The organism is Pseudomonas germanica, assembly GCF_019614655.1.
Taxonomy (GTDB): Bacteria; Pseudomonadota; Gammaproteobacteria; order Pseudomonadales; family Pseudomonadaceae; genus Aquipseudomonas; species Aquipseudomonas neuropathica.
Genome location: NZ_CP071586.1, coordinates 5354504 through 5371495, shown reverse-complemented (window position 1 = coordinate 5371495; position 16992 = coordinate 5354504). Strand labels below are relative to the sequence as shown.

19 protein-coding genes and 3 pseudogenes are annotated in these 16992 nt (G+C 58.1%); 9 read left to right on the top strand and 13 right to left on the bottom strand.

Annotated features, from left to right (window positions below):
• Positions 1 to 43 precede the first annotated feature (43 nt).
• From J0G10_RS30375 to J0G10_RS23795, 3 genes and pseudogenes are all read left to right on the top strand, one after another.
• Positions 44 to 733: pseudogene (locus J0G10_RS30375) on the top strand (methyl-accepting chemotaxis protein); the annotation flags it as partial.
• Positions 734 to 898: 165 nt separating this feature from the next.
• Positions 899 to 1666, top strand: coding sequence for a methyl-accepting chemotaxis protein (locus J0G10_RS30370; protein ID WP_414927069.1), 768 nt, complete (start codon positions 899 to 901; stop codon positions 1664 to 1666).
• A 110-nt stretch (positions 1667 to 1776) separates the two neighbouring features.
• Entirely contained in the window at positions 1777 to 2226 is a 450-nt protein-coding gene (locus J0G10_RS23795) for a hypothetical protein (RefSeq protein ID WP_220556871.1), read from the top strand.
• Positions 2227 to 2532: 306 nt separating this feature from the next.
• On the opposite strand, the gene J0G10_RS23790 is transcribed toward J0G10_RS23795, so the two are convergent.
• Entirely contained in the window at positions 2533 to 2838 is a 306-nt protein-coding gene (locus J0G10_RS23790) for a PepSY domain-containing protein (protein WP_194933667.1), read from the bottom strand.
• Positions 2839 to 2999: 161 nt separating this feature from the next.
• Positions 3000 to 4127 carry a glycerophosphodiester phosphodiesterase gene (locus tag J0G10_RS23785; RefSeq protein WP_095048149.1) on the bottom strand — a complete coding sequence of 376 codons (1128 nt, stop codon included), beginning with the start codon at positions 4125 to 4127 and terminating at the stop codon, positions 3000 to 3002.
• A 221-nt stretch (positions 4128 to 4348) separates the two neighbouring features.
• On the opposite strand from J0G10_RS23785, the gene J0G10_RS23780 reads away from it, so the two are divergent.
• Positions 4349 to 4675, top strand: coding sequence for a DUF2025 family protein (locus tag J0G10_RS23780; protein WP_116029935.1), 327 nt, complete (start codon positions 4349 to 4351; stop codon positions 4673 to 4675).
• A 131-nt stretch (positions 4676 to 4806) separates the two neighbouring features.
• Here J0G10_RS23780 and J0G10_RS23775 read toward each other — a convergent pair whose 3' ends face one another.
• Both J0G10_RS23775 and J0G10_RS23770 read right to left on the bottom strand, forming a co-directional pair.
• Positions 4807 to 5112: an antibiotic biosynthesis monooxygenase family protein gene (locus J0G10_RS23775; protein WP_220556870.1), complete on the bottom strand. Its 306-nt coding sequence runs from the start codon at positions 5110 to 5112 to the stop codon at positions 4807 to 4809.
• Positions 5112 to 5816 carry a CTP synthase C-terminal region-related (seleno)protein gene (locus tag J0G10_RS23770; RefSeq protein ID WP_220556869.1) on the bottom strand — a complete coding sequence of 235 codons (705 nt, stop codon included), beginning with the start codon at positions 5814 to 5816 and terminating at the stop codon, positions 5112 to 5114. Before J0G10_RS23770 ends, J0G10_RS23775 begins: the two co-directional genes overlap by 1 nt.
• 15 nt (positions 5817 to 5831) lie before the next feature.
• Between J0G10_RS23770 and J0G10_RS23765 the strand changes: the two genes are divergently transcribed.
• Positions 5832 to 6773, top strand: a complete 942-nt coding sequence (locus J0G10_RS23765) for a LysR family transcriptional regulator (protein ID WP_220556868.1) — start codon at positions 5832 to 5834, stop codon at positions 6771 to 6773.
• On the opposite strand, the gene J0G10_RS23760 is transcribed toward J0G10_RS23765, so the two are convergent.
• From J0G10_RS23760 to J0G10_RS23745, 5 genes and pseudogenes are all read right to left on the bottom strand, one after another.
• On the bottom strand, positions 6774 to 7307 hold the full coding sequence (locus J0G10_RS23760) for a DUF1003 domain-containing protein (RefSeq protein ID WP_095048144.1): 534 nt from the start codon (positions 7305 to 7307) through the stop codon (positions 6774 to 6776). It abuts the gene before it with no gap.
• A 159-nt stretch (positions 7308 to 7466) separates the two neighbouring features.
• Positions 7467 to 7904, bottom strand: a pseudogene (locus J0G10_RS30365) (methyl-accepting chemotaxis protein); the annotation flags it as partial.
• A 108-nt stretch (positions 7905 to 8012) separates the two neighbouring features.
• Positions 8013 to 8696 (bottom strand): annotated as a pseudogene (locus J0G10_RS30360) (PAS domain-containing protein); the annotation flags it as partial.
• A 280-nt stretch (positions 8697 to 8976) separates the two neighbouring features.
• A complete protein-coding gene (locus J0G10_RS23750) occupies positions 8977 to 10044 on the bottom strand; it encodes a diguanylate cyclase (RefSeq protein ID WP_220558892.1) in 1068 nt (355 codons plus the stop codon).
• A gap of 156 nt (positions 10045 to 10200) precedes the next feature.
• Complete coding sequence (locus J0G10_RS23745) at positions 10201 to 10809, bottom strand: TetR/AcrR family transcriptional regulator (protein WP_095048142.1); 609 nt, start codon at positions 10807 to 10809, stop codon at positions 10201 to 10203.
• Positions 10810 to 11025: 216 nt separating this feature from the next.
• Here J0G10_RS23745 and J0G10_RS23740 point away from each other — a divergent pair, with 216 nt between their 5' ends.
• Positions 11026 to 12081 carry an MBL fold metallo-hydrolase gene (locus tag J0G10_RS23740; protein WP_095048141.1) on the top strand — a complete coding sequence of 352 codons (1056 nt, stop codon included), beginning with the start codon at positions 11026 to 11028 and terminating at the stop codon, positions 12079 to 12081.
• A gap of 11 nt (positions 12082 to 12092) precedes the next feature.
• Here J0G10_RS23740 and J0G10_RS23735 read toward each other — a convergent pair whose 3' ends face one another.
• The 4 genes from J0G10_RS23735 to J0G10_RS23720 all read right to left on the bottom strand — a co-directional run bounded on the left by J0G10_RS23735 (position 12093) and on the right by J0G10_RS23720 (position 13989).
• Complete coding sequence (locus J0G10_RS23735; RefSeq protein WP_095048140.1) at positions 12093 to 12413, bottom strand: helix-turn-helix domain-containing protein; 321 nt, start codon at positions 12411 to 12413, stop codon at positions 12093 to 12095.
• Entirely contained in the window at positions 12400 to 12768 is a 369-nt protein-coding gene (locus J0G10_RS23730; protein ID WP_095048139.1) for a type II toxin-antitoxin system RelE/ParE family toxin, read from the bottom strand. The genes J0G10_RS23735 and J0G10_RS23730 overlap by 14 nt, the downstream gene beginning before the upstream one ends.
• A gap of 42 nt (positions 12769 to 12810) precedes the next feature.
• On the bottom strand, positions 12811 to 13128 hold the full coding sequence (locus tag J0G10_RS23725) for a helix-turn-helix domain-containing protein (protein WP_095126164.1): 318 nt from the start codon (positions 13126 to 13128) through the stop codon (positions 12811 to 12813).
• Positions 13129 to 13221: 93 nt separating this feature from the next.
• Positions 13222 to 13989 (bottom strand): AraC family transcriptional regulator, encoded by a 768-nt coding sequence (locus tag J0G10_RS23720; RefSeq protein WP_095126163.1) that lies wholly within the window; start codon positions 13987 to 13989, stop codon positions 13222 to 13224.
• Between the two features lie 112 nt (positions 13990 to 14101).
• On the opposite strand from J0G10_RS23720, the gene J0G10_RS23715 reads away from it, so the two are divergent.
• From J0G10_RS23715 to J0G10_RS23705, 3 genes are all read left to right on the top strand, one after another.
• A complete protein-coding gene (locus J0G10_RS23715; protein ID WP_220556866.1) occupies positions 14102 to 14917 on the top strand; it encodes a sulfite exporter TauE/SafE family protein in 816 nt (271 codons plus the stop codon).
• Between the two features lie 76 nt (positions 14918 to 14993).
• Positions 14994 to 15713 carry a DUF6933 domain-containing protein gene (locus J0G10_RS23710; protein WP_095048135.1) on the top strand — a complete coding sequence of 240 codons (720 nt, stop codon included), beginning with the start codon at positions 14994 to 14996 and terminating at the stop codon, positions 15711 to 15713.
• An 85-nt stretch (positions 15714 to 15798) separates the two neighbouring features.
• Positions 15799 to 16989, top strand: coding sequence for a hypothetical protein (locus J0G10_RS23705; RefSeq protein WP_095048134.1), 1191 nt, complete (start codon positions 15799 to 15801; stop codon positions 16987 to 16989).
• Positions 16990 to 16992: the final 3 nt, after the last annotated feature.

Below are 16992 nucleotides of genomic sequence, written 5' to 3'. Positions count from 1 at the left end.
CGCCTTACCGGGCGTGCCTCATCCTTGTCCTGAGTATCTTTCGATGCTGCAAAAATCCCTGAGAGCGCAAATTCTCGCCCTGCTGAGCGGCAGCCTGCTGGCGGTGCTGTTGATTGCCCTAGCCTGTTTTCATTTCCTCTCCAACGGCGTGCAGAGTTACAGCCAGTTGATCGCCGGTCCCTTGCACACTTCGCAATTGATCGACGAGGCCAACCTGCAATTCAAGGTGCAGGTGCAGGAATGGAAAAACGTTCTGCTGCGCGGCAAGCAGCCGGCGGATCTGGCCAAATATTGGGGTCAGTTCCAGGATCGTCAGCGCGATGTGCAGAACATCCTCGGTGAACTGGCCAGCCAGAAAGGCATCGAGCCGAGCCTGAAAAACCGCATCGAACGTCTGCGTGAAGAACATCGTCTGCTCGGCGCTGCCTACCAGAAGGGCCGCGATGCCTACGTAGCGGCTGGTGGCGATCCGACGGCGGGCGACAGCGCGGTCAAAGGTGTCGACCGTGCCGCCAGCGACCAGATGAGTGAACTGGTTGCCGAACTGCGCAAACAGGGCACCGCGCAATCGGCGCTGATCAGTGCTGACGCCGATCGCACCGTGTGGCTGGGGCTGTTGGTGATGCTCGCATCGGGCCTGCTGATCGGCCTGCTGAGCCTGTGGCTGGTCAACCGCAACCTGGTCGAACCGATCCGCAAACTCATCGATTACGTCACTCAGTTGAGTCGCGGCAAACTCGCCGAGCGCGTGGTCAGCGACCGCCAGGATGAGCTGGGCAACCTCGCCGCCGCCGCCAACACCTTGCGCGATTTCCTCGCCGAAACCTTCACCCGTTTGCAACGCAGCGCCAGCGATCTGGATAGCGCCAGTGGCGAGTTGAATGCGATCGCCACGACCATGGCCGGCGGCACCAACGAACAATTCAATCGCACCGATCAAGTGGCCACGGCGATGAACGAAATGTCCGCCACCGCGCAAGAAGTCGCACGTCACGCCGCTGATGCTGCGCGTGCGGCCGACGATGCCGACCAGTCCGCCCAGCAGGGTGAAAAGGTCATGCAGAGCACCATCCATTCGATCACCCAGATGCGCGGCGAAATCGCCAATACCGCCACGGTGATCCGTCGTCTGGAAGCCGACAGCGGCCGCATCGGCAAAGTGCTGGAAGTGATTCGCGGCATCGCCGAACAGACCAACCTGCTGGCCTTGAACGCGGCCATCGAAGCGGCGCGCGCCGGTGAGGCCGGGCGTGGTTTTGCCGTGGTCGCCGATGAAGTGCGCAACCTCGCACAACGCACCGCCGAGTCGATCATCGAGATCAACCAGATCATCCAGAGCGTGCAGACCGGCGCGGTGGACGCGGCGCAAGCCATCGACAGCGGCCAGACGCGCAGTGATGAAAGCGTCGAGCAGGTGACCCAGGCCGGCGCGATGCTAGAGCGCATCACCCACGCGGTGGAAGCGATCCGCGACATGAACCGTCAGATTGCTACCGCTGCCGAAGAGCAGACCTCGGTGGCCGAGGACATCTCGCGCAACCTCACCGAGATCACCTCGATCGCCAGCACCAACCTCGACAACGTGCAGCGCACCGAAAGCGCCAGTCAGAACCTGCATAGTCTGTCGGGTGAGCTGAACGAAGTCACCGCGCGTCTGAGTGCCTGACGCCAATGCCTGTGTACCGGTTCGGATACCGAGTCGGTACACAGTCGATCTCAAATTGAAGCAGCCGTGGTCGATGACCGGTTATCTATAACCGGCATTGGAGCCTTTCCATGGTCAGCATTACTTCAGTTTCGATCAATCAGACCGTCACGACACCCACCAGTAAAACCGCAATCAGCGACGTTGGTGACGATACCTCGACCACGGCAGCCGCCAGCACTGGCGTGAAAGCGGACACCAGCAAAGTGGCTGCGGGCGGTGGTGCGGCACCCGCGGGTGACAGCGATTCCAGCAGTGAAGAATCGGATTCGGTGAAAGAACTGCGCAAGCAGATTGCCGAGTTGCAGAAGCAATTGCAGGAGGAGCAGCAAGCGCTGCAAGCGGCCCAGGCGAAGCAGGAAAGTTCGGATGCCAAAACCGCCGAAGTAGCCGCCGCACAAGCGCAGATCACCGCCACCTCGGCCTCCCTGTCCACCGCCACCGCCACCGCCTCGCTGTTGCAGGCGTTGCAGGATTCCGACTCGAGCACTTCGGGGGCGTTGGTCAGCACCTCGGTGTGATGCCTTTTCCCCTCACCCTAGCCCTCTCCCAAGGGAGAGGGAACTGACCGCGGTGACTGTTCGAGCTACGCCGACCTGAGATTTCGAGGCGCACTCAGGTTCTTGTTGTTTTCCTGATCGGCTTCAAGATTGCGAGTCGAACTCAGGCATTGAAAAGTCCCCGATCTGCTCCCTTCCCCCATCGCCCCCTTGGGGGAGAGGGCTGGGGTGAGGGGGAGAAAATTTCACTGACAACACATCAAAAAAGCCGAACACAAAAAAAGCCGCACGATCTTTCAATCGTGCGGCTTTTGGTGGTGCGTTCAATCAAGTGTCTTGCTTGTTGCTCAACACCTTGCCAGTGGTCGCATCAAAGTCCACATCGAACTCTTTGCCATCAGCAGTTTTCAATTCAACTTCATACTCATAACCGTTGAAGTGGTTATCCAGGTCAGTGTCAGTAATAGTTGCACCCGGATGCAGTTTCAGCGCTTCGGCATTCATCGATTCCAGCGACTTGATCTTGCCTTCCTTGACCAGTTGCGGGATCTGGTCGACGCGGACATCAGCCAGGGCCACGCCAGCAGTGAGGGTCAGGGCAGCGGCGGTAAACAGGGCAGTCAAAGTTTTCATCGGTTCATTCCTTGGGTGACTCGTTTAAGTGGCCTCAGGTTAACCAGCGCAACTTAACTCACCCTTAAAACCCTGCACCCAAACAAAACGGGCAAGCCATGCACCGGCACAGAACCTGTGGGAGCGTGGCTTGCCCGCGATGAAGGCGCCTCGATTTCAGATCAGAAGCCGTTGTTCTTCAACACCTGATCAACCGTGCCAGCCGCCGGGCGTTTGTAGAACTTCAACAATTCGCTGGCGCGGTTGGTGAAGATGCCGTCGACACCGGCCGCCATGACTTTGTCGAAGTCCACCGGCTCATCGACGGTGTAGACGTGCACCAGCAGGCCTTGATCATGGGTGTACTGGTTCATCCACGGTTGCACCAGATCCGAATAGCTCTGGTCGCCGCCCTTGGTCAGCTTCGCCGACGGGCCGGTACCGATGGCACCTTGGGCCTTGGCGTAATCCACCCATTGCTTGAATTCGGCTTCGGACTTCGGCTCTTGTTTGCCGTAGAAAACGTTTTTGTCTTTCTCGCCAGACTCGGCAAAGGTCACTTTCGATTTTGGCTCGATGCTGCCTTCGCCAACCCATAGCAGGAGGATCTTCGGCACTTGCGGCATTTCTTTTTCCAGCAGGGCGAGGCTGTTCTTCTCGAACGTCTGCAGGATCACCTTGCCTTTACCCTGACCCACACCCAGTGCGCTTTTCGCCAGCTTCGAACCGGCCGGGCTCAGCCAGCCACGATCCTGGAGTTTTTCCTTGAGGTCTTTCTCGATCCCGGGAAACAGCTGCGGCTCTTTGGTCTCGATGTACAGGCCCGGCTTGTGTTGCGGGTTGGCCTGGGCGATGTCGATGATTTCATCGAGGGTCAGAATTTTCAGCCCGGCGTAGGAAGGGCGCGCGCGATCGGGGTACTTGGCGTTGAACCAGCTGCCAGCGTCGAGGGTTTTCAGTTCGGCCATGGTGAACGCGGTGGCCGAGGCGTCCTTGCGCTCCGGAAACTTGCTGGCGACGTCGGTGGTGCGTTGCAGGTTGTCGTCGTGCAGGGCGAACAGCACGCCGTCCTTGCTGCGCTGCAGGTCCATTTCCAGGTAATCGGCGCCCAGGTCGCGGGCCAGTTTGTAGGACGCTGCGGTGGATTCCGGTGCATCGAAGGACGCGCCACGGTGAGCGATCACCGCTGGGTGCGGGATGCCGTGGGCCGCAGCAACGGCGTCGGGATCAGCGTGGCTGGCGGCGTGCGCCTGACCGAGGCCGAGCAGCAGGCTCAGAACCAGGGCGCTTTTGGTGAAAGTGGCGGGCATGTTCGAGTTCCTTTCGCAGGGCATTTTCAAAGACCTACCTTTTAACAACTGAATCGATTGCGTGCTATCGCAGGACCGACATAAACGTATTAAAAGCGATTTTTCCTGCACTTTTGTGGCGCGGTTTGCAGTACGCTTGCCCTCGGCAGACGTCCCGGCAGAGGGCGCGCCGCTCCGTTGCCCTGCGTGTAAACCATCGATCATTTTTCGTGAGGTTTACCATGCGCATCACCTCCCAACTCATCTGCCAGGCTGCCGACGATCTCAAGGGGTTTGTCGGCCTCAACCGCAAGACCGGTCAATACATCGTGCGTTTCAGCGAAGATTCGTTCGGCATGGACGTGGCGGATGACGGCATTATTCCTGTGAATGAATTCGTCTGGGCGCCGGCGACGGCGCAGACCATGACCCTTAAGCGCGAGTTGATTCAGCTATTGCTGGATCAGAACATCGACGAGCGGATCAACATCACCGAGCCGTTGCGCGTTTATATGAGCAAGGTTGAGGTGCCGGAGATTGTCGCGGTGCGCAGTCTGGTGCGCGGCTGATATTTTTAGTGGCTGTACCGGCCCCGTCGCTGGCAAGCCAGCTCCCACAAATACGGTGTGATCTTCAGAACAGCGCATAGCCTGTGGGAGCTGGCTTGCCAGCGATGAGGCCGGAGAGTTCACCACCAACATCACAGGCTGAACCGATACTCGCGTTCGACTTTGCATACCCGCGTATGAAACGCCGAATACCATTGCGAACGACCACGCGCCTGAATCTCCCGATGTTCAGGATGCTGCCGCCACGCCAGAATCGCCGCTTCGCTCTGCCAATACGACACCGTAATCCCGACGCCATCCGCTCCTCGAACCGACTCCACCCCAAGAAACCCCGGCTGCTCACTGACCAACGCAGCCATGCGCTCAGCAGCCTCGGCATAGCCGTTGTCACCCTCGGTTCGAGTCGAGGTAAAAATCACCGCAAAGCAGGAAGCCATCAACGTGCCTCCGCACAAGCTTCGACAAACGCGCGCACCAGCGGCGGCATCAACCCTTTGAGCGCCGCACGTTCCGGTTGAAATAGCGTGGCGACAAAGAACCGCTGATCCTTGAGTTCAATCGCGCGCAAATCCCCTGACGAATCATGACCGACAGCTTGTAGCCGATCGTTCAACAGTTGCCGTTCGAACAGCGGATTCACACCGAAGCGGCAGCGATAACCTTCACGAATCTCAGACGTTTCGTACGCCTTGGCGATCAACGATCCGGGCACCAAGTGAATGCTGTCCACCGCTTCGACCAGCGAACAGGTCAACGGCGTGAGTACCGCGCGTTCTGAGTCGGGTGATGTTTCACCATGTTCCGCATCCACCCAGCCCAACACGTTGCGGGAAAATTCCAGCACGGCATGCTGAAAGCCGCCGCAGGTGCCGAGGAAAGGGCGCTGCTGTTCGCGGGCAAAACGGATCGCTCGCAGTGCGCCTTCTTCACTTTTGTAGGGGCTGGCCGGTACGCACCAGAAACCGTCGAAATCGCCGAGTGGTGTATCGGCGTGGATCTGCTCGGTGGCCAGCCATTCGAATTGCACGTTGCGATTGAGGTGTTCGGCGACCAGACCGAGGGCGACGGGAATGGCTTGGTGGGCGGTGACTTGCGGGTCGTAATCGCCAATCAGGGCGATACGGACGGCGCTGTTTTCCATGGGAGTTCCCTGCGCTTGTTGATTGATGGCGCTCACTATAGATTGGCGTTCACGCACTCAATATGGGCGTTTCCCCAAGTGATTAATGCAGTGACGCACTATCAGCTCGACTACCCCGATCTCGCCCTGATTCTAGCCTTGGTGCGTGGCGGCTCCCTGGCCCGTGCTTCGCAGCTATTGAAGGTCGACGTGTCGACGGTGTTTCGCGCCGTGCGCCGTCTCGAAGCCGCACTCGGTCAGCAATTGTTCGAAAAAAGCCGCGCCGGTTACCTGCCGACGAACCTCGCGCAGACGCTGGCCGAGCAAGCTGAACGCGCCGAACAGGCATTGGAAGCCGCACGTATCGGCGTGGAGCAGGGCGGCGAAGTGGTCAGCGGCACGGTGCGCCTGACCTGCACCGATTCGGTGTTGCAGGGTTTGCTGCTGCCGGCGCTGGCGCAGTTCATGCCCAATTATCCGGCGCTGACCCTTGAACTGAGCACCTCCAACGACTTCGCCAACCTCAGTCGCCGTGATGCCGACATTGCTCTGCGCCTGACGCGGACACCGCCCGAGCATCTGGTCGGACGGCAACTGGCGAAGATTTCCTACCGGGTCTGCGCCAGTTCGCGCTATCTGCAAAATGTCGATGCTTCGGATCTGACGACGTTGACCTGGATCGCCCCGGATGACTTTTTGCCCGATCATCCGACTGTCGCCTGGCGTCGCCAGCACTTGCCCGGCGTCACTCCGGGGTATCGCTGCAACAGCATGTTGTCGGTGACAGAGCTGGTTCGTGCGGGCCTCGGTGTGGCGGCGTTACCGGACTTTCTGATCATCGACGGTTTGCAGGCGTTGAGCGAGCCGCTGCACGGTTACGACACTGCGTTATGGTTGCTGACCCGCGCGGATTGCCGAGCCTTGCGTTCGGTGGTGACGTTGTTCGATGAACTTGGGCGTGCGCTGCGTTTGCCGTGATCAGCGCTGCGGGTTCTGGCGCATATGATCGTGCAGCTCGCTGGTCAGGCTGGCGATGCGTTCGGTGAGGTTTTTGGTCATCTCGGTGAGGCGGGTGTTCTGCTCCAGCAGCTCAAGCAGTTGCGCGGTGTTCTTCGCCGCTTGGGCCTGACGCTCGGTATTGGCCTGTGCCAACGCTTCACGGTGTAGCGCATCGGCATCGGCTTGTGCCTTGTCGCGCGCGGCCTGACGGGTTTGTGCCAGCAGAATCAGCGGTGCGGCATAGGCGGCCTGGAGGCTGAACGCGAGGTTGAGCAGGATGAACGGGTAAACGTCGAATTGCGTCACGCCCGACACGTTGAGGCCGATCCACACCGCGACGATCACGGTTTGCGCCCCGAGAAACAGCGGCGTGCCGAAGAACCGCGCGAAAGCCTCGGCGCGCAGGGCAAACTTGTCGTTGCCGAAGGTGGTGTTGAGGTGGGCGTGGGGGCGGTGGAAGCGCAGGTGGTCGACGGGAGCTGTTTCAGGCAATGCGGGTTTTTCAGTGGTCATGGTGCACTCGGCAGGACTTGAGACTGAAGCTCACTATAGTCCTGCATCGCGGCTCATTGCCCTTTCGCGAGCAGGCTCGCTCCCACATTGGATTGCATTTCCCTGTGGGAGCGAGCCTGCTCGCGAAGGTCGCGCCTCGGTCTACTGACCCTGCATCGATTACCCCGGCACCCGTTCATTGGCAAACATGCTCACCGCATCCACCGCCTCACTGGCACCATCACGAATCTGCAGAATCACCGTCCCCGCCTGATTCGCCAACTCGACGCCTTCAGCCGCACGGCCACGGGTGCCTTCCATGCTCTTGATGGCCTGACGGGTTTCGCTCTGGATCAAACCGATCATGGTGGATATCTCCGCCGTCGAGCCGCTGGTACGCCCCGCCAGCAGGCGCACCTCATCGGCAACCACGGCAAACCCGCGGCCCTGTTCACCGGCGCGCGCCGCTTCAATTGCAGCGTTGAGCGCCAGCAGGTTGGTCTGGTCGGCAATCGAGCGGATGGTGTTGACGATGGCGGTGATCTGCTCGGAGCGTTCCCCCAGTTGTGCAATCAGCGTTGAAGACTCGGCAATGTCTTCGGCGATTTCGCGCATTTCGCTGGCGGCTTGCTGGATCACCTGCGTACCTTGCTCGGCGACTTTTCGCGTCGCTACCGAGATGTGATAAGCCGCGCTGGCACTGCGTGCGTCCTGTTCGTGTTGCTCGACGCGCGCGGTCACATCGGAGGCGAATTTCACCACTTTGCACAAGCGCCCGGCAGCGTCATAAACCGGGTTGTAATTGGCTTCGAGCCAGACTGTTTGCCCGCGTTTATCCACGCGTTCGAACTGCCCCTGGAACAATTCGCCCTGATTCAAGCGCCGCCAGAAATCCTCATAGGCGCTGCTGTTGACCAGTGCCGGCGTGCAGAACAAACGGTGATGTTTGCCTTTCAGCTCGGCGAGGGTGTAACCCATACGTGTCAGAAAGTTCTGATTGGCCGTGAGAATACTGCCGTCGAGGTTGAATTCGATGACCGCCATTGCCCGGTCGATCGCCTGTAACTTGGCATTGGCCTCACTTTCCCGCTGCACCTTGGCGGTCACGTCCATGGCGTACTTGACCACTTTCACCACCCGTCCCGAGGCATCTTTGATCGGGTTATAACTGGCTTCCAGCCAGATCGGCTGGCCCTTGCCGTCGACCCGCTCAAACGTACCGGACTGAAACTGGCCGTTTTTCAGGCGTGACCACAAATCCGTGTATTGAGCACTGCGCCCGAACTCCGGTGTGCAAAAACGTCGATGGGGCTGACCGATCGCTTGTTCGGCGGTGTAACCCATGGTCTTGAGAAAGTTGTCGTTGGCGCGCAGCACGACGCCATCGAGGTCGAACTCGATGACCGCCATCGAGCGATTGATCGCTTCGAGCAAGCCGGCTTGTTCGGTGAGGGTGCGCTGAAGATCGTCGACGACGGCTTTGTGGCGATTAAAGAACATGTTCGCAGTACTCAGGAAGTGGGGAAGATCGAGGATTCAGTCCCTATTTCCGCGCCGGCAGACCGAATGCGCGGACGGCATTCGGCAATGACTGCTCAATGCCAGTATTCCTTAGCTGGCAGATGGCTACTTATACAAAACTTCATAAACTTGTACAAGAGAGTAATTATTTGTAATTTTGTATAACTTTTTAGGCGTCGGCGTTGTCAGTCGCGGTCCTGGTCAAGGCCACGCTGATGGTGTTGCGGCCCGTGTGTTTAGCGATGTAGAGCGCTTTGTCGGCATCGTCCAGCCAGTCCAGTGCATCCTTGTACAAGGATTGATAGCGCGCCAAACCGATACTCAGGCCCACTCGCAACTCTGGCACCTGCGGATGACGATACTGCTGCAATGCCTCGCGCAATTGCTCCATCAGGGCTTCGGCCTTGTGCAGGGGCAGTGTCGGCAGGATCACGCAGAACTCGTCACCGCCGTAGCGCCCGGCCAATTCGTACTGGTCCAGCAGGCGTTTGAGCTCCTGACTCAATTGCTGAAGCACTTCATCGCCGACGATGTGCCCGAAGCTGTCGTTGATCTCCTTGAAATGGTCGATGTCGATCAACGCCAGCGTGGCTTGGGTGTTGTGTTGGCGGCACTGCTGAAATTTCAGGTGCAGCAGGTCTTTCCAGGCCCCGTGATTGAGCAGGCCGGTGAGGCTGTCGGTGCGGCTCAGGGCACTCAGTGCGCGCTTGTGTTGGGAGAGTTTGATCGTCAGGTGATAACACACCATGCCCAGCGCGAGCGGATACAGGGTGAGCATCGGCAGGCAGGCCCAGACTTGCATTTGGGTCATCGTCAGGCTGAATTTAACACCGAAAATCGCCCAGCCCAGCAGTACACCGGCGAGTTGCGCGAGGGCGCCGAACACGAACAGACGTTGGCCGCCGGCGGCGACGTTGTTCATGGTCATCATCGACAGGATGGTCACGGTGGTCAGCGGGTTGAACTGAAAGCACGCCGCCCAGAAACCGCCGAACATCGAGTCGTATAACAAATTGCGGCGTTCAGCCTGATACGGGAATGCCGAGCGCGTGGAGATCTGGTAAGCCAAGTGCGGCCAGGCGAAACCGTTAAACAACAACAGCGCCCACAGCCAGTCGGGCATGGTCAGCGGATACAACGCCGCAGCGACGCTGAAGAATCCCACGCCCAAGCCAATGGCTCTGGGCAGATAAATACGTCTGGCGAATGACAAGCCTTTGCCGCGTTGGTTTTCCATGATGCCCTGCGCGAAATTCATCCTGAAATACTTTGCAGTATTTTCTCAGGCTAACCGTTCGTCGGTCGATTGTCGGACATTGTCATTTATTCCAACGGGAATAATCAGTGTCCTTCCGAGCCATTTAGTCGATGGTTCGCGCAGGAGAGGGGCGATTTAGAGCTGATAGTGGGCCAGAAACATCTGCAGCGCCGATTCGGCGACGCTGTTCTGCATATCGACATCGAGGGCGGCACGGCCCATCGACATCTGCGGCCAGAAAGCAAAGGTCTTGAGCAAGCCTTGTACTTGCTGTGCGGCGAATTCCGGATCGACCGGTTTCAGTCGGCCGTCAGCCTGCGCGGCGCGAATCCACACGGTCAGACCTTCCTCGCGCTTGCCCATGCGCTCGACCATGTTCTGCGCGCGCTCCGGTGAGTGAATGGTGGCGGCAATTGCCACACGGGCCAGGGTCAGGAAATTCTCGTCAGCCATCAACTGCATTTTGGCCTGGAGCATCTGCCTTAATTGCTCGCGCAAGGGCTGATCGCGGTTATAGACGACGGATTGCTCTGCGCTGATTCGTGCCCACAACTGGTTGAGAATTTCGGCGAACAACTCCTCTTTGCTAGGGAAATGGTTGTACACCGTGCGTTTCGACACACCGGCGGTGGCGGCAATCTTGTCCATGCTGGTGATCTCAAAACCGTTGGCACGGAATTCGGCAATCGCCGCTTGAATAATGGCTTCGCGTTTACGGTCGGTGAGGCGCTGTGGAGCTGTCATAAGTACGCTTCGGCAAAGAAAAGATGAAATTACACTTGGCAGTTTACTTGTCATCCGCTTTGATGCAACCTAGAAACTACACCGAGCAGTGTAATGTTGCGTTAATCCTCGCAACCTAAAAAGCAGACAGTTCGGCCTATGCGTGCAGCTTGGCCATTTATCGTCCCAACCGTGGAGAAACCGCGAATTGCGCGGTTTTTCTGGAGTCATTCAGTCATGGCCAATCCTGTTTCTATCCCGGATAAAACATCCACGCCTGAAGCCTCTCGACAGGCTCAAGGCCTGTTTCGTAACCATGCGCCGGTGCAACGCGAAGGCCTGCGCAAAATGCTGCGGATCATGTGGAACATGATTTTCCACAAACCGCGCAACACCCGGCCCGCTGCGCCGATCCCGGTGCAAGCATTGACTCGGGAAGAGCTGCTGGCAGCGCCCAATCACAGCGTCTATCGCCTCGGTCACTCGACCTTGTTGCTGAAACTGCGCGACAAATTCTTCATCACCGACCCGGTCTTCGCCGAGCGTGCATCACCAGTGCAGTGGGCCGGGCCGAAACGCTTCCACCAGCCGCCGATCAGCATCGACCAATTGCCGCCGATCGAAGCGGTGATTCTGTCGCATAACCACTACGACCACCTCGATTACCAGGCCGTGCTCAGACTGGCTGCCAAGACCAACCTGTTCCTGACGCCACTGGGCGTCGGCGACACGCTGATCAAATGGGGCATCGAAGCCAGCAAAGTCCGCCAGTACGATTGGTGGCAGGGCGCCGAGATTGCCGGCATCCGTTTCGTTGCTACACCGTCGCAGCATTTTTCCGGCCGTGGCCTGTTCGATGGCAACAGCTCCCTGTGGGCGTCCTGGGTGATGATCGACGGCGACACGCGGATCTTCTTCAGCGGCGACAGCGGCTACTTCGATGGCTTCAAACGCATCGGCGAACAGTACGGCCCCTTCGACCTGACCCTGATGGAAACCGGCGCCTACAACGTCGAATGGCCGCACGTGCACATGCAGCCCGAAGAAACCCTGCAAGCGCACATCGACCTCAAGGGCCGCTGGCTCTTCCCGATCCACAACGGCACCTTCGACCTGGCGATGCACGCCTGGCACGAACCGTTCGACCGGATTCTGGCACTGGCGTGGGAACGCAGTGTTTCGATTACCACGCCGCAGATGGGGGAGGCGTTTAATATCGCTCAACCGCAACGCGGGGAGGCGTGGTGGTTGGTGGTTGAAGGGGAGAGTGAGGGAGTTGTACAGAGCGCTTAATGAGTTTCAGGTTAAGCAAACACCACTTCAATTCGGCCTTCTTTCCGTGATCGGGGGGCCGATTTCACTACGATCTGCACGTCTCGCCCAAGATGCGAAAGACATTCCATCATTTTGGCTTCACTGATCCCTCGAAATTTACCCCGCAGCATTTCGGAAAGTTTTGGCTGGGATAATCCAAGGATTTCAGACGCCTGAATCTGAGTGAGATGGCGAGCCTTGATGATCTCGCCGATCTTCGCCGCGAGCTGCGACTTAACCTGCATTTCACTGGCATTGGGCAGTTCGAGGTCTTGGTAGACGTTCCCGCTACCCTTTTCAATTTCTATCATTTTCTGATCCTTTCGCGTGATCCTGAGCGGCTCGAAGGCGGTTTCGTATCAGATCAACATCGGACTGAGCCGTTTTGATTCCGGTAGTCGACTTCTTTTGAAAGCAGTGCAATACATAAATGGCACTGCCGAAACGAACCGTATAGATGGCACGGTAGGTGTTGGTGTCGAAGTTTTCGATCAGCTCCAGTACACCTGCGCCTCCAAACCCTTTCAGGGGTTTTGCATCCGGATGCTTCAAACCAATCTGGGCCAAATCCAGTGCATAACCAAAAACATCCTGTACGTCTGTGGGCATCTGCTTGAGATCTTTCTTGCTACTGCAGACCCACAAGAGCGGCTTCCTTGCACTCATGCGAAAATATACCTATTTAGGGATAAAGATCAACTCGTTCTCTCAATCAGCCATCGCAAAATCCCCACGCCCCACCGATTCCAACGGCGCACGCTGAACACTCGCACTACGCCCCGGCGCAAACCCCGGAAAGAACACCAACCCCTGCGCCTCGAACCGGTAAGCCAGCGCCAGTCGCGCCGCATCCGCAACATCCTGCTGCGCTTCAAAGCGTTGAATGTCTTCAACCGAAATCTCAGCCTCCCGCGAGAGCTGTTCCACGCTCCAGCCCAGCATCGCTCGGGCCTGGACGCAGTGCGTCGGGGTGAACTGGAAAAGGGCAATGCGTTCGAGGATGTGGTTCATCGCAAGAGAGGCCATGGTGTGCTCCGGGCTCAAGAGTGCTGATTGAAAATGTACTGTGTTTTTGTACAGTTGTTTTCGGCCGGGATCAAACGCATTTTTTGATTTGCCCTAATTCGCCGCCTCCAACCAGACGGACGGTGCCTGTCCGAGGATCCGCCGGAACATCGTCGAGAACGCCGCCGGGCTCTCATAACCGAAGTCCAGCGCGATGCGCGTCACCGCTTCACCCGAGGCCAAACGTGCCAGCGCCAGGACCACGCAGGCCTGCTGCCGCCATTGTCTGAAGCTCAGCCCGGTTTGTTGACGAAACAGTCTGTTGAAGGTGCGCAAGCTTATGTGTAACTGGTCAGCCCATACCTGTGGTGATTGGTGGGCGTACGGCTGATGCAGAAAGTTCTGACAAATAGACAGGAGTTTTCCGTCAGTCGGCAGCGGAATGTGCAACGGCAGCGGCGCACTGCGCGTCAATTCATGCAGCAACAGATCAATCAACACGCCGTCGCGTCCGCCCAAGTCATAGGTCAGCGGTAACTCCACCGCCTCCATCAGCAAATGCCGCATCAACGGCGACACACTGATCACCTGACAGCGCTCCCCCAAATCCACTGCACCCGGTTCGATGTACAAGCTGCGCGTGCTGACCCCAAGCATCAACACCTCGTGCGCCACCCCCGGCGGAATCCATACCGCCCGCTGCGGCGGCACCACCCAGTTGCCGTCATGGGTGCTGACCTGCATAACCCCGGTCGCGCCGTACAACAATTGCGCCCGACGATGCGTGTGAAAAGGCAGCAAGTGACCGTGGGAATAATCCGTACCGATCGCCACCACCACGCGCGGCGTGTCATCCAGCAGATTGATCGAAACATTGCGCATCAGGCGTTTTCCGGTGGTTGGCGTAAACGCAAACATTATTGGCTGACTTGCTGAAGCAGGCCAAGCGATGCCGTTCTATCGTCGATCGCTCTCCTTTCATGGAAACCTCGTCATGTTCTATTTACTGCTGACCCTCTTCGGCTGCCTGACCGGCATCACCGCCGTCCTGTTCGGCTTCGGCGGCGGCTTCGTCGTGGTGCCGCTGCTGTATCGCCTGCTCACCGCCAGCCACGGCGCCGACGACCCGATCGGCCAATCGGCGATGCACATCGCCGTCGCCACCTCGACCTGCGTGATGATCGTCAACGCCCTGATCGCCACCGACAAACACCGCCGGGCCGGTAATCTCATCCGCCATTACCTGTGGCCGCTGGGTGGGTTTATCGGGATGGGTGCGGTCGTTGGCGCGATAGCGGCGGTGTGGGTCAGCGGCGACGTGATTCGCTACGCGTTCATCGCCTACCTCGGCGTGACCATCGTCGATTGCCTGTTACGACGCGGATTCCTCACGCAAAACGCAGACGTCATCCCACGCCGACTTGGCGCTATGGAAACTTCCGCAGGCGGTGTAGGCATCGGCGTCATCGCGACGTTTCTCGGTGTAGGAGGCAGCGTCATGACCGTGCCGCTATTGCGCCGTTGCGGGCTGAGCATGTCGCAAGCGACGTCCATGGCCAATCCGTTGAGTGTGCCGGTGGCATTGGCGGGGACGCTGACGTACATGGCGTTGGCCGGGTTCAGTCAGGCAGAGCTGGGCGTGTGGTTTGTCGGGTATGTGGATCTGCTCGCGTTTGCGGTGCTGACGGTTGGCTCGCTCATCGGGATTCGATTGGCCGCGCCATGGATTGGGCGGATCCCGGATCGGGTGCATGCCTGGGTCTATATTGGTTTGCTGATTATTGTGCTGCTGTGCATTTCGCTTAAATGAACCATTGCCAGGTTACAGCGGAAGAAACCAAAATCGGTAACTGAACGCTGTCCTCAGCAACGACCAGAGAACCAGGATGTTGATCTTCAATTGCACCGAAGCCGCCAGTAAGTTTTTCAGCCGTGTTCACAAAGGCAAAAAGATTACGCCGGTGGACACTAATCCGCCGTCCTCAATCATTGAAGATGATGAGTCGAGCGGCGCTGATGAGCAGTGGCTGGTGCACGCGATAACGGTACAACGCAAGCATGTGTTGCTGGTCATTCACGTCCAGACCCGCTATTGCCTGATTTTCGCTGATGCGAAAAAGGCTGACACAGAAGACTTTGTTGATCGATTTGTGGATCGTTGGGTCAAGGGGATAGTGATCAACGCCCATCATCACGACCTCGGGCAGTGGTTAAACCCTGAGTTGATGTTGGCGCGGCTGAAACAGACTTGTGAGCATCAACGGTTCTATCGACGTAGTCATCGCAGCGCGCAAAAACACATTGATGAGATTGCATGGATTTTCCAGGACAAGGTCGCCCATACGGGGTCTTTGCCACCGGATGAAATCACCGCGATGGTATTTGACGAGCAAATGAATGACACGCCGAGGAACAGCAAGGGCGCCAAGTCTTACTACTTTCCGGATGAGGAAATGGCGCTTCACTGGCTGCGTCATTACTGCTTTCTTGATGACGTCCAGCTTCATGCTGCCAAGGAACGTCGCCAACAAATGGCTCGGGAAATTGCGGCGCTGGAGCACGAAGCCTGGCTTAAAAAGTACGAGCAAGAAAACTCGAATAGTTAAGCGGCCCCCGCCATAATCCGCAGCGTATTTTTAGCGCCGGCGCCTATGTGCCGACGCGACCTCCGACTCCTTCAAGGATTGATTCATGCTCAAGGGACTGATGCGCCTGGCGCCATATGCCGCGGCGCTGTTCACACTGATTTCCACTGCCCATGCCGAAGATGGCCGGCGCGTATTTACCGGTACGCTGGGTAAGACACCGATTGTCGTGGAGCTGAATACCACACAGCCGGACGAAGTGACTGGCCGCTACTTCTATGAGAAGTACCATCGCGATCTGCCCCTAAGCGGCGCGTTGCAGGACAGCACACTGACCCTGACCGAGGGCAACAATCGTTACGGTGATGAAAAGCCTCTGCCAACGTTGAAGCTGGAAGAGAACGGCGACGGCTGGCAGGGCGAGTGGCAAAGTCCGAAGGGAAAAAAGCTGTCAGTGCAACTCACCGAGGCCAAAGCTCCGACGCCTAGCGCTAACACGCTGCCAATCATCGCCGCGCTGCCGAGCGGCGAGTTGTACGAATACTTGCGAGTGCAGGGGCTCAATCTCAAAGCCACGAAGAAAGACAATTTCATGGGCTACACCCTGCAATGGTGGACGGAGCCCGACTCGAAAATTGCCCTGTTCAGTGTGGAATCCGGTTTGCCGAAAGATGATCTGCAGCGGGTTAATCAGCAATTGCTGGGACGGCTCTGGCTTGAAGTCATCCGTTATCACAGTTGCCAATTGAGTGGCGGAGAGAACGTCGATTTCATGCAACAGGCAGAACCGAAAATGATCTCGCCAGCCGTGGTCAGCCTGAATATCTCGACCAGCTATTACTGCGGCGGCGCGCATCCGGACTTCGGTGATTCCCCGCTCAATATCGACGTGAAAACCGGCCACCCGCTGTCCCTCGAAGATGTGCTGTGGGTCGGAGAGGGCAAACCGCTGCTACATGCCGAGCGCGACAGCCTGGGCGACAAACCGCTGAGCAAGGACGAAAGTAACGCGCGCTATCAGTACGTAAGCAAAGAGTTGGTGCCATGGGTAATCAAGCAATTCACCGCCCTGTACCCCACAGAAATGAAGAAACCGACGGGAGATGACGACTGCAACTTCCAGGATGAGAGCATCTGGGGCACTTCACCTTGGTACTTCACCGAGAAGGGCTTGTACCTCGGCGCCTACTTCGCCCGCGTGCAACGCTCTTGCGATAGACCTGACTGGTCGATCCTGCCGTACTCCGTCGTCAAACAACACCCCGGCGCCGTCAAACTGCAACTGCCCCAAGGCTAACCG

Coding starts and splice junctions, on each gene's coding strand:
- J0G10_RS23715 (WP_220556866.1), top strand. CDS start 14,102: ATGTTCTATTTACTGCTGACCCTCTTCGGCTGCCTGACCGGCATCACC.
- J0G10_RS23735 (WP_095048140.1), bottom strand. CDS start 12,413: ATGATAGAAATTGAAAAGGGTAGCGGGAACGTCTACCAAGACCTCGAA.
- J0G10_RS23750 (WP_220558892.1), bottom strand. CDS start 10,044: ATGGAAAACCAACGCGGCAAAGGCTTGTCATTCGCCAGACGTATTTAT.
- J0G10_RS23740 (WP_095048141.1), top strand. CDS start 11,026: ATGGCCAATCCTGTTTCTATCCCGGATAAAACATCCACGCCTGAAGCC.
- J0G10_RS23730 (WP_095048139.1), bottom strand. CDS start 12,768: ATGAGTGCAAGGAAGCCGCTCTTGTGGGTCTGCAGTAGCAAGAAAGAT.
- J0G10_RS23770 (WP_220556869.1), bottom strand. CDS start 5,816: ATGGAAAACAGCGCCGTCCGTATCGCCCTGATTGGCGATTACGACCCG.
- J0G10_RS23710 (WP_095048135.1), top strand. CDS start 14,994: ATGTTGATCTTCAATTGCACCGAAGCCGCCAGTAAGTTTTTCAGCCGT.
- J0G10_RS23785 (WP_095048149.1), bottom strand. CDS start 4,127: ATGCCCGCCACTTTCACCAAAAGCGCCCTGGTTCTGAGCCTGCTGCTC.
- J0G10_RS23775 (WP_220556870.1), bottom strand. CDS start 5,112: ATGGCTTCCTGCTTTGCGGTGATTTTTACCTCGACTCGAACCGAGGGT.
- J0G10_RS23705 (WP_095048134.1), top strand. CDS start 15,799: ATGCTCAAGGGACTGATGCGCCTGGCGCCATATGCCGCGGCGCTGTTC.
- J0G10_RS23760 (WP_095048144.1), bottom strand. CDS start 7,307: ATGACCACTGAAAAACCCGCATTGCCTGAAACAGCTCCCGTCGACCAC.
- J0G10_RS23780 (WP_116029935.1), top strand. CDS start 4,349: ATGCGCATCACCTCCCAACTCATCTGCCAGGCTGCCGACGATCTCAAG.
- J0G10_RS23725 (WP_095126164.1), bottom strand. CDS start 13,128: ATGGCCTCTCTTGCGATGAACCACATCCTCGAACGCATTGCCCTTTTC.
- J0G10_RS23720 (WP_095126163.1), bottom strand. CDS start 13,989: ATGCGCAATGTTTCGATCAATCTGCTGGATGACACGCCGCGCGTGGTG.
- J0G10_RS23790 (WP_194933667.1), bottom strand. CDS start 2,838: ATGAAAACTTTGACTGCCCTGTTTACCGCCGCTGCCCTGACCCTCACT.
- J0G10_RS23795 (WP_220556871.1), top strand. CDS start 1,777: ATGGTCAGCATTACTTCAGTTTCGATCAATCAGACCGTCACGACACCC.
- J0G10_RS30370 (WP_414927069.1), top strand. CDS start 899: ATGGCCGGCGGCACCAACGAACAATTCAATCGCACCGATCAAGTGGCC.
- J0G10_RS23745 (WP_095048142.1), bottom strand. CDS start 10,809: ATGACAGCTCCACAGCGCCTCACCGACCGTAAACGCGAAGCCATTATT.